Source organism: Pseudomonas sp. FSL L8-0168, assembly GCF_037976155.1.
In the GTDB taxonomy this organism is placed as follows: Bacteria; Pseudomonadota; Gammaproteobacteria; order Pseudomonadales; family Pseudomonadaceae; genus Aquipseudomonas; species Aquipseudomonas paracarnis.
The window spans coordinates 4,600,938-4,614,611 of record NZ_CP150262.1; the positions used below are offsets into that span (position 1 = coordinate 4,600,938).

Sequence of the window (13,674 nt, forward strand, 5' to 3'; positions counted from 1 at the left end):
CACAATTGAAATGCATTCCCCTGTGGGAGCTGGCTTGCCTGCGATAGCGTTGTCACAGGTTCGGCGCAATCACCTGGCACAACCGCCCTACCGCCTCCAACATCTGCCCGCTGGGCCGTTCCAGGCCCTTGTCCGGCACTAACCGCACCCGAGCAGCCATCGCCGGCCATGCCGTCCAGGCCTCCCTCTGAGCCTGATCCCCCACCAGGATCACCTCGGGGTCTCGCGCCAGCACCGATTCGATATTCACCTGCGGCGCCGGCAACTTCAGGTCATCGAACACATTGCGCGCCCCGCACACGCTGAGGGCATCGCTGATGATCTGCCCACCGCCCACGGTGTACAGCGGCTGGTTCCACACTTGGTAGAACACTCGCAGCGGCTCGGCCCGCTGGTAGCGCTGGCGCAACTCGGCCAAGCGCTGGCGCAATTGTGCCGCGCGCTGGTGCCCGGCCTCGGCGCGGCCCAATTGCTCGGCAATGGCCTGCACCTGCGCGGTCAGTTGTTCAAGGCTGTGGGGTTCGGCGACGTACACCGGGATATTCAATCGTTGGAGCTGCTCGCGCTGGGCCGGGCCGACGCTGCCAGGCCAGAGCAGGATCAGGTCGGGCTTGAGGCTGAGCAGGCGCTCCATGTCCAACTGGCCGTAGTGCCCGACCGAGGGCACCTTCGCCAACGCCGCCGGGCGGTCACCACCATCAAGCACGCCGACCAGCAAGTCCTCGGCGCCCAGTTCAAGGACGATTTCAGACAGTGACGGCGCCAGGCTGACAACCCGCTCGACCGGCCAGCCCTGGGCACTGAATACCAGCAGCAGCGCCAGCCAATAGCGCTTCATCCCAACTGACGCGGTATGCGATAGAGATAGAACAACACCAGCGTCGACAGCGCCAACAGAAACAGCGGCACTGCCTCCAGGCCGACGAACACCGCCAGCGCGCCAATCCAGGCCGGTAACGCTGCAACCAGCAACGCCGTGCGCCGACGCGCCGCCAGGGTGATCCAGGCTGCCGGCTCTTGAGCAGTATCAAGGGCTTTGGAGGTGGCGATCAGCGCGTGTTTGTAGGCGTGAAAATAACGCAGGCTGAGAAACATCGAGGCCACGCCGGCGATGAAGAATGGCATGGCCAAGACGGGCAACAAGGATTCAGCCCGGCCAAACAGCAGGTTGATCACGAACAACGGCAGCAATGCCAGGGCCAGGTACTGCCACCAGTTGAAGGACAGTCGCCGTTTCACCTGGCCACGGGTCACGCGCGGTCGACCTCGCCCTGGTGCTCGTTGCCCATCATGTGGTCGAGCTTGCTGGCTTTGGTGGCCAGGTAGAGTTTGTTGTGCGGGTTGTGCCCGGTGTGTAGCGGCACGCGCTCGGCCACGGTGATGCCCATCTCGGTCAAGGCTTTGACCTTGCGGGGGTTGTTGGTCATCAGGCGCAGGGATTTGACCCCCAGGTGCTCGAGCATCGGCAGGCAGATGGCGTAGTCGCGCTGGTCGGCAGCAAAGCCCAGGCGCTCGTTGGCCTCGACGGTGTCGGCGCCGCCGTCTTGCAGTTCGTAGGCGCGGATCTTGTTCAACAGGCCAATGCCGCGGCCTTCCTGACGCAAGTACAGCAACACGCCACGGCCTTCACGGGCGATGGCTTGCAGTGCAGCCTCCAGTTGCGAGCCGCAGTCACAGCGCTGGCTGAACAGCGCATCGCCGGTCAGGCACTCGGAATGCACACGCCCCAGCACCGGCGCGCCATCCGTGATGTCGCCGAGGCTGAGCACAACGTGCTCGCGCCCGGTGGCTTCTTCAAGAAAGCCGTTCATGGTGAACGTGGCAAAAGGGGTAGGCAGCTTGGAAGCGGCGACGAAAACGACGGGCACCGTGTGCTCCTGATTTCAGATTTCACAGAGGCGGGCATTGTAACAGCACGTTCCTACAGACGCTTAAGCTGAATTATCGCTGATAAAGATCAATAGGTTCGATTGGCCTTTGAGTCAGTTCTATGGGCGTCAGAACGGATACGGCTGTTTCCAGCGTTCGAAAATCGCTTTCAGCTCACCGGTCTGGACCAGGATGCCCAAACGCTGGTCATACATGGCCATCAATGCCCTGCCGCGCGCGGTGTCGGCAAAGCCTACGTAGAGCGGCAGTTCAGCAATATGGGTGAGTTTGAACAGCGCCGGGTCTTGCGCCTGGCTGAGCACGTATTTGGCTTCGGTGAGGGCGTCGATATAAAAATCGGCACGGCCGTGTTGCAGCATTGGCAGAATGCCGCTGCGCCGCTCGATCTGGTTGAAGCGGCGCACGGTGGGCAGGTATTCCTCGTATTTATAGCCGCGCACCCAGGCCAGGCGATAGTTGCCCAAAGTCGCCAGGGTCGGTGTCGGCGCAGTGGCCAACCCGAGGGCGTAGACATGATCGGCGTCGAAGTTCCTGCGGGGGTACAACACACCGCTGGCCTCATCGCGATAGGTGCCGACACAACCATCCACCTCACCACGCTGGGCCAGGCCGACCGAGCGGGTATAGGGTACGCTGCGGATGTGCACGGTGATGCCAGCCGGTTCAAAGACTTGGCGCAACAGGTCCCAGGCCAGGCCGCTGCCATCTTTGTTGGTGTAGTCGTTCCACTCCTCACTGGCCAGCACGATTTTGCCGGGCATGGGAGTGTCCGCCTGGGCCAGGGAAGCGAAGGTACACAGCACGATCAGCAGCCAGCGGCATGCAGCCATAGTCACGGCCTCTTACTCGGGATAATCGTATAAAGGGTAGCGCAGACCGCCGGCTTAGGGCGCCTGGCGAAAATGCTGGTAGCCGCGCACAGCCGGGGTGATGTCCTGGCCGTGGACGTCGAGCAGCGTTACGCCCTGCCCCGCTTCGACCCGGCCGACCACATGCACCGGCCAGCCATCCGCCTGCAACGGCGCTAACTCGGACGGTGGCAAGGTGAACGCCAGCACATAGTCGTCGCCCCCACTCAACGCCGCCACGTGAGCCTGGTCTTCACCAACAAACGCCAGCAAGGCCTCGGACAACGGCAACCGGTGGCGCTCAACCACCAGGCGCACCGCTGACGCCTTGGCGATATGCCCACAGTCGGCCAACAGCCCATCGGAGATATCCATCGCCGCTGTCGCCTTGCCCCGCAGCGCAAGCCCCAGGGCCAACTGCGGTTGCGGCGACCAGTAATGCGCCAGCAGCGGCTCGGCGATTGCTGCGTCAGCCGTGCGTTGCCCCAATACCAGCGGCAACGCGCCAGCGGCATTGCCTAACTCGCCGCCGACACACAGCAGGTCGCCCGGCTGTGCACCGCTGCGCGTCAAGGCCTGGCCAGCCGGCACGCGGCCGAACACGGTCAGGGTCAGGCTCAGCGGCCCACGGGTGGTATCGCCGCCCACCAGGCCCACGCCGCAGTTTTGCGCCATGGCATTCAAACCTTGGGCATAGCGTTGCAGCCAATCGGCTTCGACGCTCGGCGTGGTCAGGGCAAGGGTAAAGGCGAGGGGGTGGGCGCCCATGGCGGCCAGGTCGCTCACCGCCACGGCCAGCGAGCGCTGGCCGAGCAGGAACGGGTCACAGGGGTCGGCAAAATGCACGCCAGCCACCAGCGTATCGGTGGAGACTGCCAGTTGCTCCCCGGCGGGAAGCGCCAGCAAGGCGCAGTCGTCGCCGATCCCCAGGGCAATGCCTTCGCCACCTTGCGCACAGGGCGCGGCGGCGAAGTATGTGCGGATCAGCTCAAACTCACCCATTGAGGAATCAAGCGCAGATTAGCGCTTGTGTTCCTTCACTTCGGCTTCACGCAGGCGCGGGGCCAGCTTGTCGAGCACGCCGTTGACGAACTTGTGGCCGTCGGTCGAACCGTAGACTTTCGCCAGCTCGATGCCTTCGTTGATCACGACGCGGTACGGCACGTCAACGCGCTTGAGCAATTCCCAGGTAGACAGGCGCATCACGCACAGCTCAACCGGGTCGAGCTCTTCGATGGTCAGGTCCAGGCATGGCGCCAGGGCTGTGTCGATCTCGGTCAGGTTGGCGTGCACGCCGTGCAGGATGTCGTGGAAGTAGCTCTGGTCGGCGAAGGTGAAATCGTTATCGACGCGAAACTGTGCCTCGATTTCGTTCAGCGAAGCGCCCGCCAGGTGACGCTGGTACAGCGCCTGGGTCGCGAGTTGACGCGCCTTGCGGCGCTTCTCGCTCTTGGACGGTTTGCCGGCATCGGCAGGACGCGGGTCCTGAGGGTTGAACTGATCGCTTTCGTCGGAAATCACTTGGCCTCCAACTGCGACAGCAGGCTGACCATTTCCAGGGCGGACAAGGCAGCTTCAGCGCCTTTGTTACCGGCTTTGGTGCCGGAACGCTCGATGGCTTGCTCGATGGAATCAACGGTCAGTACGCCGAAAGCGACTGGCACGCCGAATTCCATGGACACCTGGGCCAGGCCCTTGGTGCATTCGCCGGCCACGTATTCGAAGTGCGGGGTGCCGCCACGAATGACCGCGCCCAGGGCGATGATCGCCGCGTATTCACCCTGCTGAGCAACTTTTTGCGCAACCAGTGGAATTTCGAAGGCGCCAGGCGCGCGGATAAGGGTGATATCGCTCTCGCTCACACCGTGGCGAACCAGGGCGTCAACCGCACCGCTTACCAGGCTTTCAACCACGAAGCTGTTGAAGCGGCCAACCACCAGGGCATAGCGGCCTTTGGGGGCGATGAAGGTACCTTCGATGGTCTTCAGGGTCATTCGACAAATCTCTTAAAGAGCCGGGACGCGAAAAGTGCGTCCCTCAGTGATGATTTAACCGCGAACAAGGGGCAAGAATCGCCGGCCTTTATTCGGAGGGCACGTATTCTACAACTTCCAGGTCGAATCCGGATATCGCATTAAATTTCATCGGTGCGCTCATCAGGCGCATTTTGCGCACACCCAGGTCGCGCAGGATCTGCGAACCGGCACCGACGATGCTGTAGGTGGTCGGTTTTTTCACCGGCACGGCGTCAGCGGTTTCGCGGATATGCGCCAGCAATACATCACCGTCCAGCGGGTGGCCGAGCAACAGCACCACACCGCTGCCAGCCTCGGAAACCGCAGCCATGGCGGCGCGCAGGCTCCAGCGACCGGGCTGCTTGACCATCAACAGGTCACGCAGTGGGTCCATGTTATGGACGCGTACCAGGGTCGGCTCTTCTGCGCAAATGTTGCCCAGGGTCAGGGCCATGTGCACGTCGCCTTCCACTGAATCACGGTAGGTCACCAAATTGAATTGGCCCAGTTCGCTGTCCAGGGGCTGCTCGGCAATCCGCTGAACGGTACGTTCGTGGATCATGCGGTAGTGAATCAGGTCGGCGATCGTGCCGATCTTGAGGTTGTGCTCGGCGGCAAAGGCTTCGAGTTCAGTACGACGGGCCATGGTGCCATCGTCGTTCATCACTTCGCAGATCACCCCGCTTGGCTCGAAACCGGCCATGCGCGCCAGGTCGCAGGCGGCTTCGGTGTGGCCGGCACGGGCCAGGGTACCGCCCGGTTGGGCCATCAGCGGGAAGATGTGGCCGGGGCTCACGATATCTTCGGCCTTGGCGTCTTTCGCGGCGGCGGCTTGCACGGTGCGGGCGCGGTCAGCGGCGGAAATGCCGGTCGTGACGCCCGTGGTGGCTTCAATGGATACGGTGAACTTGGTGCCGAAACCCGAGCCATTGCGCGGCGCCATCAACGGCAGCTTGAGCAATTCGCAGCGTTCGCGGCTCATGGGCATGCAGATCAGCCCACGGGCGTGCTTGGCCATGAAGTTGATGTGCTCGGGCTTGCACGCTTCGGCGGCCATGATGATATCGCCTTCGTTCTCGCGATCTTCGTCATCCATGAGGATGACCATCTTGCCTTGGCGGATGTCTTCAACCAGTTCTTCGATGCTATTGAGCGCCACGCGGCACCCCCTTGGTCAGGATTTCAGGTAGCCGTTAGCGGCCAGAAAACTTTCGGTGATGTTGCCTGATGCAGGCTCTGCGGCCTTTTCGCCCAGCAACAGGCGCTCCAGGTAACGGGCAAGCAAGTCCACTTCCAGGTTCACCCGGCGACCCGGCTGGTACGAGGCCATGATGGTTTCGCTGAGGGTGTGGGGAATGATGGTCAGTTCAAATTCGGCGCCATTCACGGCGTTCACGGTCAGGCTGGTGCCGTCGACGGTGATCGAGCCTTTGTGGGCGATGTACTTGGCCAGCTCTTTGGGCGCGCGGATGCGGAATTCCACCGCGCGGGCGTTTTCGCTGCGGGCCACCACTTCGCCGACGCCGTCGACGTGGCCGCTGACCAGGTGACCGCCCAGGCGGGTGGTCGGCGTCAGGGCTTTTTCCAGGTTGACCGGGCTGCCGGCCTTGAGGTCGTTCATCGCGGTGCAGTCCAGGGTTTCCCGGCTGACATCGGCAGCAAAGCCGTTGCCCGGCAGCTCAATGACGGTCAGGCACACGCCACTGACGGCGATGCTGTCGCCCAGCTTGACGTCGCCGAGGTCCAGCTTGCCGGTTTCAACCAGCAGGCGCACGTCGCCGCCTTTGGGGGTCATTGCACGGATGCTGCCGATGGATTCGATAATGCCGGTGAACATTTCGTTCTCCTGAAAACGAGGGGGCTGACGCTCAAGCGCAGGCCGGGAATTATACGCTCACTGCTGGGACGGGGATGGCAGTGACTCGCCAGTCGTCGCCCACAGCGCGCATTTCGGTGATCTTGAGTTGGGGAGCATCGGCCAACTTATCAAGCGGCCAGTCCAGCAACGGGCGGGCAGCGGAGCCGAGGAACTTGCCGGCGATGAATATCACGTATTCATCCACCAGGCCTTGTTGGGCAAACGCGCCGGCCAGGCTTGGGCCGGCTTCCACCAACACATCGTTGACGCCACGGGCAGCCAGGGCGACCAATGCCGAGCGCAGGTCAACCTGGCCCTCCACACCTGGAACCACAAGGCACTCAGGGCCCCGGGGGAACTGGTTTTCCGGAGTCACGCAGGTGATGACCAATGCCGGGCCGGCCTTGAAGAACGGTGCGTTGAGCGGCACCCGCAGGCGGCCATCGATCAGCACGCGCAACGGCGGGCGCGACATGGCCAGGGCGGTGGTTGCGTCGTCCAGGCCCAGTTCGGCGGCGCGTACGGTCAAGCGGGCACCGTCGGCCAGTACCGTGTCGGCACCGGTCAACACCACACTGGCCTCGGCACGCAAGCGTTGCACCGCAGCACGGGCGGCGGGGCCGGTGATCCATTGGCTTTCGCCGCTGGCCATCGCCGTGCGGCCGTCCAGGCTCATCGCCAGCTTGACCCGCACAAACGGCAGACCGTACTCCATGCGCTTGAGGAAGCCGGGGTTAAGCGCCCGCGCTTCGGTTTCCAGCACACCGCTACGCACCTCGATACCGGCTTGGGCCAGGCGTTGCATGCCTCGGCCAGCCACTTCGGGGTTCGGGTCCTGCATGCCGGCCACCACCCGCGCGACGCCGGCGGTCACCAGCGCATCGGCACAGGGCGGCGTACGGCCATGATGGCTGCACGGTTCAAGGGTCACGTACACCGTCGCGCCACGGGCCTTGTCGCCAGCGGCGCGCAGGGCATTGGGCTCGGCATGGGGCTCGCCGGTGCGCTCATGCCAGCCTTCGCCGACAATCTGCTCGTCACGCACGATCACGCAGCCAACCCGCGGATTGGGGTGGGTGGTGTACAGGCCCTTGCGCGCCAATTCGAGAGCACGGGCCATGTAGTGGGCGTCGAGCACAGCCTGTTCAGATGTCATTGTTTGGAGGGCTCACGGGCCAGGCGGTCGATCTCTTCGCGGAATTCATTGAGGTCCTGGAAGCGTCGATACACCGAGGCAAAACGGATATAGGCGACTTCGTCGAGTTTTTGCAGCTCGCCCATCACCAGCTCACCGACTACCAGGCTCTTGACCTCGCGCTCGCCGGTCGCCCGCAGCTTGTGCTTGATATGCACCAGCGCCGCTTCCAGGCGCTCGACACTCACCGGGCGCTTTTCCAGGGCGCGCTGCATACCGGCGCGCAGTTTTTCTTCGTCGAAAGGCTGGCGGCTGCCGTCGGACTTGATCAGACGCGGCAACACCAGTTCGGCGGTTTCGAAGGTGGTGAAACGTTCACCACAGGCCAGGCATTCGCGCCGGCGACGCACTTGGTCGCCCTCGGCGACCAGACGCGAGTCGATGACCTTGGTGTCGTTGGCACCGCAGAAGGGACAGTGCATGGTTGGCAGGCAACAAAAAATGGGAGGGCCATGGTAGCGCATCCCTGTGGCAAGACAAGCCATAGCCTTTACGGTATATAGGCAGGCTTATATGTTTCATATTTTTAAGCCACGGATTTTGTCCTTTCTGGAGCCGTACATGCAGTTACGACCACTCGTTCTACTCAGCCTGTTCAGTTTTCTGGTCGCCTGCAGCAGCGAAGCCCCCAAGCCGGCCGCGCCTCAACCAACACCGGCGCAAGAGAAAAAAGTCCCGGGTATTGAAGACCTCGGCCCCCTGCCCGCCTATCAGCGCGAAATCAGCGGCAGCCTGACCAACGTGCCCGCCGGTGCCGAAGTCGAGATGGCGCTCTTGGTGATCGACGACCGTTCGCGCCCGCAGCAACTGCTCGCCAGCAGCGTACTGAGCGGCAACGGCAAGCCCTTGGCCTTCCGCCTGCGCTTCAACCCTGAAGCCTTCCCGGCCGGTGCCCGCGTGGAATTGCGCGGCCGCGCCAGCCAGTCCGGCCAGCTGATCCTGCATCTGCCTGCCGTGCGCGTCACCCAGGCGATCACCCAGAGCACCGGCCCCCTGCAACTCGTCAAGGCGCCATGACGCCACCGCTGGGCCTGCAACACGCCTTGAGCGCGTTGATTGGCGATGCGCAATTGGTGCCCTGCCCGTTGCCGGGTACCGCGTTGTCGTTGTGGTTGCTGGACGCCGACAACATGGACCGTGCCTTCAGCCAGGAAGAAACCCGGCGTATCCTGCATGAGCCGCCCTACTGGAGCTTTTGCTGGGCCAGCGGCCTGGCGTTGGCGCGTTACCTGGCAGCGCATCCTGAGTGGGTCGCCGGCAAACGCGTGCTGGATTTCGGCGCAGGTTCGGGCGTAGCCGGGATCGCCGCCGTCAAGGCTGGCGCCCTGGAGGTGGTGGCCTGCGACCTGGACCCACTGGCCTTGGCCGCTTGCCGTGCGAATGCCGAACTCAACCAGGTGGCGCTGAGTTATTCGGCAGACTTTTTTGCCGAAGCCGACCGCTTCGACCTGATTCTGGTGGCCGACGTGCTCTATGACCGCGCCAACCTGCCGTTGCTGGATCAGTTCCTCACCCGTGGCCGCGAAGCGCTGGTGGCGGATTCGCGGGTACGGGATTTCCAGCATCCGGATTACCAGCGGCTGGAGATCCTCGAGGCCTTGACCCTGCCAGACCTGGCCGAGCCGTGGGAGTTTCGCAAGGTGAGCCTGTACCATTCGCGGCGTGCTTGAGGCCATCGCGGGCAAGCCGGCTCCCACAGGGGAATGCATTTCAAGGTGGGAGCTACCACGATGCTTTCAGCCAACCTCGCCAGCCCTTATAGTTGCCCCCATTCCCGCTTTATTCGAGACGCCCCATGAGTGAGCCCACGCCGTACATCTTCGACGTCACCACCGCCAACTTCGATCAGGCCGTTATCCAGAACTCCTTCGAAAAGCCCGTATTGGTCGATTTCTGGGCCGAGTGGTGCGCACCCTGCAAAGCACTGATGCCAATGCTGGCGAAGATTGCCGAGAGTTATCAGGGTGAGTTGCTGCTCGCCAAGATCGACTGCGAAGCCGAACAGGACATCGTGGCGCGTTTTGGCATTCAAAGCCTGCCGACGGTGGTGCTGTTCAAGGATGGCCAACCGGTGGACGGCTTTGCCGGTGCACAGCCGGAGTCGGCCGTGCGGGCGATGCTGGAGCCCCATGTGCAAATGCCACCGCCGGCTGCGGCGGACCCGTTGGAGCAGGCTCAGGCGCTGTTCAGCGAAGGGCGCATCAGCGAGGCCGAAGCGTTGCTGGTGCAATTGTTGGGCGAGGACAATACCAACGCCGCCGCCCTGATCCTCTATGCACGCTGCCTGGCCGAGCGCGGTGAGCTGGGTGAAGCCCAGGCCGTGCTCGACGCGGTCAAGAGCGACGACCACAAGGCTGCCCTGGCCGGGGCCAAGGCGCAAATCACCTTCCTGCGCCAGGCGGCGGATTTGCCGGACGCTGCCGAGCTGAAACGCCGCCTGGCGCAAAACCCGCAGGATGACGAAGCGGCCTATCAGTTGGCGGTCCAGCAACTGGCGCGCCAGCAATACGACGCGGCGCTGGAAGGTTTGCTCAAGTTGTTTATCCGCAATCGCAGCTACAGCGAAGGCCTGCCCCACAAGACCTTGCTGCAAGTGTTCGAATTGCTGGGCAATGATCACCCGCTGGTCACGGTGTACCGCCGCAAGTTGTTTGCCGCGTTGTATTAATCACCGATCCAACTGTACAGCGGCGTATCTCCGCCGCTGCTCACCTTCACCTTGGCGCTGTGGCGCAGGCGCACCAGCAGGCGCTTGCCCGCCCCGGCATCGCCAGCCAAGCCTTCGAGTTGATCGAGCAATTCCAGACCATTGAGTTGTCCGGCCTTGCGCAGCAAATCCTGGGCGTTCTGCCACAGGTCCTCGTTCTGTTTGACCGGAGCCGCAGTGGGCGCGCTGGGCGTTGGTGTGGCCTGCAGTTGGGCACCCAATCGCGCCCAATCGCCGTCGTCCAGCTCCAGGGTCAAGTCCACCGGCAGGTCGCCGATGGTTCCACGAATTCGCAACATCGTCCTTACTCCTGCATTTTTCTGACGGGCATGCTCCCATGCAGCTTGCGCAACACCAAGCGGGCGGTCAAACTCTCGGATCAATTGTTATAAGATCACATAACAAAACTTTCATCCTGGAGCCCTCTCATGCGCCGTTTGCTGCTTGCTTTGCCGTTTGCCCTGCTGCCACTGGCTGTCGCTCATGCCCATGAAGACCATGACCACGAGCACGGCAGCCTCGGCGCCCATGAACATGGCGTCGGGCGCCTGAATGCCGTACTGGACGGCCAGGCCCTGGAGCTGGAACTGGACAGCCCGGCCATGAACCTGGTGGGTTTCGAACATGTAGCGACCAGCGCCGCCGACAAAGCCAAGGTCGCCGCCGTGCGCAAGCAACTGGAAAATCCATCGGCACTGTTCAACCTGCCCAAGACCGCAGGTTGCGTGGTCAGCAGCCAGGAACTCAACAGCCCGTTGTTCGGTGACAAACCAGAAGCCGGGCATGACGACGATGACCACGCCACCGACGGCAAAGGCGCCGCCGCCCACAAGCATGATCACGACCACAGTGAAATCCACGCCCATTACCAGTTCACCTGCGCCACGCCGACGGGCCTGGGCAACCTGGACTTGAGCCAAGTGTTCAAGACCTTCCCCGCCACCCAGAAAATTCAGGTACAACTGATCGGCCCGAGCGGTCAGCAAGGTGTTGACGCGACGGCCACCGCCGCCACCCTGAAGTTCTGACTTGAAAGCACAGTCCCTGTGGGAGCTGGCTTGCCCGCGATACAGGCGATGCGGTGCAGCAGGCACACCGTAGCGATGCCATCGCAGGCAAGCCAGCTCCCACAGTGGATCGGCGCCATTTTCGACTACCAGGCGACACTGAATTCCCATGACTCAAGCGTTAATCGAACTGTCCGACCTGGGCTTCAACTGGCCCGGGCACCCGCGGTTGCTGGACATCCCCGCGTTCCGCCTGGAACCCGGCGAAACCCTGTTCCTCAAGGGCCCGAGCGGCAGTGGCAAGACCACTTTGCTCGGGCTGTTGGGAGGCGTGCAGAAACCCAGCCAAGGCAGCATCCGCCTGCTCGGCCAGGAGTTGACCGAACTCTCGGCCGGCGCTCGTGACCGTTTCCGTGTGGACCACACCGGTTATATCTTCCAGCAGTTCAACTTGCTGCCGTTTCTGTCAGTACGCGAAAACGTCGAGCTGCCTTGCCACTTTTCCAAGCTGCGCGCGCAACGGGCCAAACAGCGCCACGGCAGTGTCGACCAGGCCGCCGCGGCCTTGCTAGCGCACCTGGGTTTGAAGGACCCGAGCCTGCTGGAACGCCGCGCCGATTCGCTGTCCATTGGCCAGCAACAACGGGTGGCCGCTGCCCGAGCGCTGATCGGCCAGCCAGAACTGGTGATTGCCGACGAACCCACCTCGGCCCTGGACTACGACGCCCGCGAAGCCTTCCTGCAGTTGCTGTTCGCAGAATGCCGCGAAGCGGGCGCCAGCCTGTTGTTTGTCAGCCATGACCAGAGCCTGGCGCCGCTGTTCGACCGCAACCTGTCGCTGGCCGAACTCAATCGCGCCGCCATGCCCGCAGAGGTTTGAGATGTATCTGTTCCGTCTAGCCATGGCCAGTCTGGCTAACCGCCGCTTCACCGCGATCCTCACTGCGTTTGCCATCGCGCTTTCCGTCTGCTTGCTGCTCGCGGTGGAGCGTGTGCGCGTCGAGGCGCGCAACAGTTTCGCCAGCACCATCAGCGGTACCGACCTGATCGTCGGTGCCCGCTCCGGCTCGGTCAACCTGCTGCTGTACTCGGTGTTCCGCATCGGCAACGCTACCAACAACATCCGTTGGGACAGCTACGAGCACTTCGCCGCCAGCCCTCAAGTGAAATGGGCGATTCCCATTTCCCTCGGCGACTCACATCGCGGCTACCGGGTGATGGGCACCAACGAATCCTATTTCGAGCACTACCAGTACGGGCGAAAGCAAAACCTCGCGCTGGCCAGCGGCCGCGCCTTCGCCACCGACCCATTCGAAGTGGTGCTCGGCGCCGAAGTGGCCGACGCCCTGCATTACAAACTCGGTGACAAGCTGGTGCTGGCCCACGGCGTGGCGGTGGTCAGCCTGGTCAAGCATGACGACAAGCCGTTTACGGTGGTGGGCATTCTCAAGCGCACCGGCACGCCGGTGGACCGCACGCTGCATATCAGCCTCGGCGGCATGGAAGCGATTCATATCGACTGGCACAACGGCGTGCCGGCCCAGGGCAAAGGCCGCATCAGTGCCGACCAGGCGCGCAATATGGACCTGACGCCGCAAGCCATTACCGCGTTCATGCTCGGCCTGAACAACAAGATTTCCACCTTTGCCTTGCAAAGAGAGATCAATGAATTCCGTGGCGAGCCAATGCTGGCGATCCTGCCAGGCGTGGCGTTGCAAGAGCTGTGGAGCATGATGGGCACCGCCGAAAAAGCCTTGTTCGTGATTTCGCTGTTTGTGGTGCTGACCGGTTTGATCGGCATGCTCACGGCGATCCTCACCAGCCTTAACGAGCGTCGCCGCGAGATGGCGATCCTGCGGTCGGTGGGTGCGCGGCCTTGGCACATCGCAACGCTGCTGATCTTCGAAGCCTTCGCCCTGGCCTTGTCTGGCGTGTTGGCGGGCCTGGGGTTGCTGTACCTGTGCATAGCCGCATCACGGGGTTATTTGCAGGCCAACTACGGCCTGGACCTGCCGATGTCGTGGCCGAGCGAATATGAATGGACGTTGCTCGCCGGTATCCTGGCAGCCGCCCTGTTGATGGGCAGCGTGCCCGCGTGGCGCGCCTATCGACAATCTTTGGCCGATGGCCTGTCCATCCGTTTATGAGGAAGGC

At 62.9% G+C, this 13,674-nt stretch carries 18 protein-coding genes; 6 read left to right on the forward strand and 12 right to left on the reverse strand.

Annotation, left to right across the window (positions count from 1 at the left end; translation table 11 throughout):
* Positions 1 to 52 precede the first annotated feature (52 nt).
* The 11 genes from MHH62_RS21110 to nrdR all read right to left on the reverse strand — a co-directional run bounded on the left by MHH62_RS21110 (position 53) and on the right by nrdR (position 8,228).
* Positions 53 to 838: a cobalamin-binding protein gene (locus MHH62_RS21110; RefSeq protein WP_014720122.1), complete on the reverse strand. Its 786-nt coding sequence runs from the start codon at positions 836 to 838 to the stop codon at positions 53 to 55.
* A complete protein-coding gene (locus MHH62_RS21115) occupies positions 835 to 1,254 on the reverse strand; it encodes a hypothetical protein (RefSeq protein WP_014720123.1) in 420 nt (139 codons plus the stop codon). Before MHH62_RS21115 ends, MHH62_RS21110 begins: the two co-directional genes overlap by 4 nt.
* Positions 1,251 to 1,868 carry a GTP cyclohydrolase II gene (gene ribA, locus MHH62_RS21120; protein WP_005791841.1) on the reverse strand — a complete coding sequence of 206 codons (618 nt, stop codon included), beginning with the start codon at positions 1,866 to 1,868 and terminating at the stop codon, positions 1,251 to 1,253. Before ribA ends, MHH62_RS21115 begins: the two co-directional genes overlap by 4 nt.
* Before the next feature lie 129 nt (positions 1,869 to 1,997).
* Positions 1,998 to 2,720 (reverse strand): transporter substrate-binding domain-containing protein, encoded by a 723-nt coding sequence (locus MHH62_RS21125; protein WP_019818851.1) that lies wholly within the window; start codon positions 2,718 to 2,720, stop codon positions 1,998 to 2,000.
* A 54-nt stretch (positions 2,721 to 2,774) separates the two neighbouring features.
* On the reverse strand, positions 2,775 to 3,740 hold the full coding sequence (thiL, locus tag MHH62_RS21130; protein ID WP_019818852.1) for a thiamine-phosphate kinase: 966 nt from the start codon (positions 3,738 to 3,740) through the stop codon (positions 2,775 to 2,777).
* An 18-nt stretch (positions 3,741 to 3,758) separates the two neighbouring features.
* Positions 3,759 to 4,259: a transcription antitermination factor NusB gene (nusB, locus tag MHH62_RS21135; RefSeq protein WP_014720126.1), complete on the reverse strand. Its 501-nt coding sequence runs from the start codon at positions 4,257 to 4,259 to the stop codon at positions 3,759 to 3,761.
* The gene (gene ribE / locus MHH62_RS21140; protein ID WP_003194576.1) at positions 4,256 to 4,732 is read right to left on the reverse strand and encodes a 6,7-dimethyl-8-ribityllumazine synthase; all 477 of its coding nucleotides are present in this window, start codon (positions 4,730 to 4,732) and stop codon (positions 4,256 to 4,258) included. The genes nusB and ribE overlap by 4 nt, the downstream gene beginning before the upstream one ends.
* Positions 4,733 to 4,820: 88 nt before the next feature.
* Positions 4,821 to 5,912 carry a bifunctional 3,4-dihydroxy-2-butanone-4-phosphate synthase/GTP cyclohydrolase II gene (gene ribBA, locus MHH62_RS21145; protein ID WP_003194579.1) on the reverse strand — a complete coding sequence of 364 codons (1,092 nt, stop codon included), beginning with the start codon at positions 5,910 to 5,912 and terminating at the stop codon, positions 4,821 to 4,823.
* Positions 5,913 to 5,927: 15 nt separating this feature from the next.
* On the reverse strand, positions 5,928 to 6,590 hold the full coding sequence (locus MHH62_RS21150) for a riboflavin synthase (protein WP_005791849.1): 663 nt from the start codon (positions 6,588 to 6,590) through the stop codon (positions 5,928 to 5,930).
* Between the two features lie 49 nt (positions 6,591 to 6,639).
* Positions 6,640 to 7,767, reverse strand: a complete 1,128-nt coding sequence (gene ribD, locus MHH62_RS21155) for a bifunctional diaminohydroxyphosphoribosylaminopyrimidine deaminase/5-amino-6-(5-phosphoribosylamino)uracil reductase RibD (RefSeq protein ID WP_339231836.1) — start codon at positions 7,765 to 7,767, stop codon at positions 6,640 to 6,642.
* The gene (nrdR, locus tag MHH62_RS21160; protein WP_019818855.1) at positions 7,764 to 8,228 is read right to left on the reverse strand and encodes a transcriptional regulator NrdR; all 465 of its coding nucleotides are present in this window, start codon (positions 8,226 to 8,228) and stop codon (positions 7,764 to 7,766) included. The genes ribD and nrdR overlap by 4 nt, the downstream gene beginning before the upstream one ends.
* Positions 8,229 to 8,367: 139 nt before the next feature.
* On the opposite strand from nrdR, the gene MHH62_RS21165 reads away from it, so the two are divergent.
* From MHH62_RS21165 to trxA, 3 genes are all read left to right on the forward strand, one after another.
* Positions 8,368 to 8,823, forward strand: a complete 456-nt coding sequence (locus MHH62_RS21165) for a YbaY family lipoprotein (protein WP_003194586.1) — start codon at positions 8,368 to 8,370, stop codon at positions 8,821 to 8,823.
* Positions 8,820 to 9,476: a 50S ribosomal protein L11 methyltransferase gene (locus MHH62_RS21170; RefSeq protein WP_014720130.1), complete on the forward strand. Its 657-nt coding sequence runs from the start codon at positions 8,820 to 8,822 to the stop codon at positions 9,474 to 9,476. The genes MHH62_RS21165 and MHH62_RS21170 overlap by 4 nt, the downstream gene beginning before the upstream one ends.
* A gap of 125 nt (positions 9,477 to 9,601) precedes the next feature.
* Positions 9,602 to 10,474, forward strand: a complete 873-nt coding sequence (gene trxA / locus MHH62_RS21175; RefSeq protein ID WP_339231838.1) for a thioredoxin — start codon at positions 9,602 to 9,604, stop codon at positions 10,472 to 10,474.
* Here trxA and MHH62_RS21180 read toward each other — a convergent pair.
* Positions 10,471 to 10,812: a hypothetical protein gene (locus MHH62_RS21180; protein ID WP_003194591.1), complete on the reverse strand. Its 342-nt coding sequence runs from the start codon at positions 10,810 to 10,812 to the stop codon at positions 10,471 to 10,473. The genes trxA and MHH62_RS21180 overlap by 4 nt on opposite strands.
* Positions 10,813 to 10,941: 129 nt before the next feature.
* Here MHH62_RS21180 and MHH62_RS21185 point away from each other — a divergent pair, with 129 nt between their 5' ends.
* The 3 genes from MHH62_RS21185 to MHH62_RS21195 all read left to right on the forward strand — a co-directional run bounded on the left by MHH62_RS21185 (position 10,942) and on the right by MHH62_RS21195 (position 13,667).
* Positions 10,942 to 11,541, forward strand: coding sequence for a DUF2796 domain-containing protein (locus MHH62_RS21185; RefSeq protein ID WP_288856265.1), 600 nt, complete (start codon positions 10,942 to 10,944; stop codon positions 11,539 to 11,541).
* A gap of 148 nt (positions 11,542 to 11,689) precedes the next feature.
* On the forward strand, positions 11,690 to 12,400 hold the full coding sequence (locus MHH62_RS21190; RefSeq protein WP_014720133.1) for an ABC transporter ATP-binding protein: 711 nt from the start codon (positions 11,690 to 11,692) through the stop codon (positions 12,398 to 12,400).
* Position 12,401: 1 nt separating this feature from the next.
* Entirely contained in the window at positions 12,402 to 13,667 is a 1,266-nt protein-coding gene (locus tag MHH62_RS21195; protein WP_014720134.1) for an ABC transporter permease, read from the forward strand.
* Positions 13,668 to 13,674: the final 7 nt, after the last annotated feature.

Bases quoted from the DNA above. Each gene is read 5' to 3' on its own strand.
- MHH62_RS21110 (WP_014720122.1), bottom strand. From the start codon at position 838: ATGAAGCGCTATTGGCTGGCGCTGCTGCTGGTATTCAGTGCCCAGGGC.
- MHH62_RS21125 (WP_019818851.1), bottom strand. From the start codon at position 2,720: ATGGCTGCATGCCGCTGGCTGCTGATCGTGCTGTGTACCTTCGCTTCC.
- thiL (WP_019818852.1), bottom strand. From the start codon at position 3,740: ATGGGTGAGTTTGAGCTGATCCGCACATACTTCGCCGCCGCGCCCTGT.
- ribE (WP_003194576.1), bottom strand. From the start codon at position 4,732: ATGACCCTGAAGACCATCGAAGGTACCTTCATCGCCCCCAAAGGCCGC.
- MHH62_RS21150 (WP_005791849.1), bottom strand. From the start codon at position 6,590: ATGTTCACCGGCATTATCGAATCCATCGGCAGCATCCGTGCAATGACC.
- ribD (WP_339231836.1), bottom strand. From the start codon at position 7,767: ATGACATCTGAACAGGCTGTGCTCGACGCCCACTACATGGCCCGTGCT.
- nrdR (WP_019818855.1), bottom strand. From the start codon at position 8,228: ATGCACTGTCCCTTCTGCGGTGCCAACGACACCAAGGTCATCGACTCG.
- MHH62_RS21165 (WP_003194586.1), top strand. From the start codon at position 8,368: ATGCAGTTACGACCACTCGTTCTACTCAGCCTGTTCAGTTTTCTGGTC.
- MHH62_RS21170 (WP_014720130.1), top strand. From the start codon at position 8,820: ATGACGCCACCGCTGGGCCTGCAACACGCCTTGAGCGCGTTGATTGGC.
- trxA (WP_339231838.1), top strand. From the start codon at position 9,602: ATGAGTGAGCCCACGCCGTACATCTTCGACGTCACCACCGCCAACTTC.
- MHH62_RS21180 (WP_003194591.1), bottom strand. From the start codon at position 10,812: ATGTTGCGAATTCGTGGAACCATCGGCGACCTGCCGGTGGACTTGACC.
- MHH62_RS21185 (WP_288856265.1), top strand. From the start codon at position 10,942: ATGCGCCGTTTGCTGCTTGCTTTGCCGTTTGCCCTGCTGCCACTGGCT.
- MHH62_RS21190 (WP_014720133.1), top strand. From the start codon at position 11,690: ATGACTCAAGCGTTAATCGAACTGTCCGACCTGGGCTTCAACTGGCCC.
- MHH62_RS21195 (WP_014720134.1), top strand. From the start codon at position 12,402: ATGTATCTGTTCCGTCTAGCCATGGCCAGTCTGGCTAACCGCCGCTTC.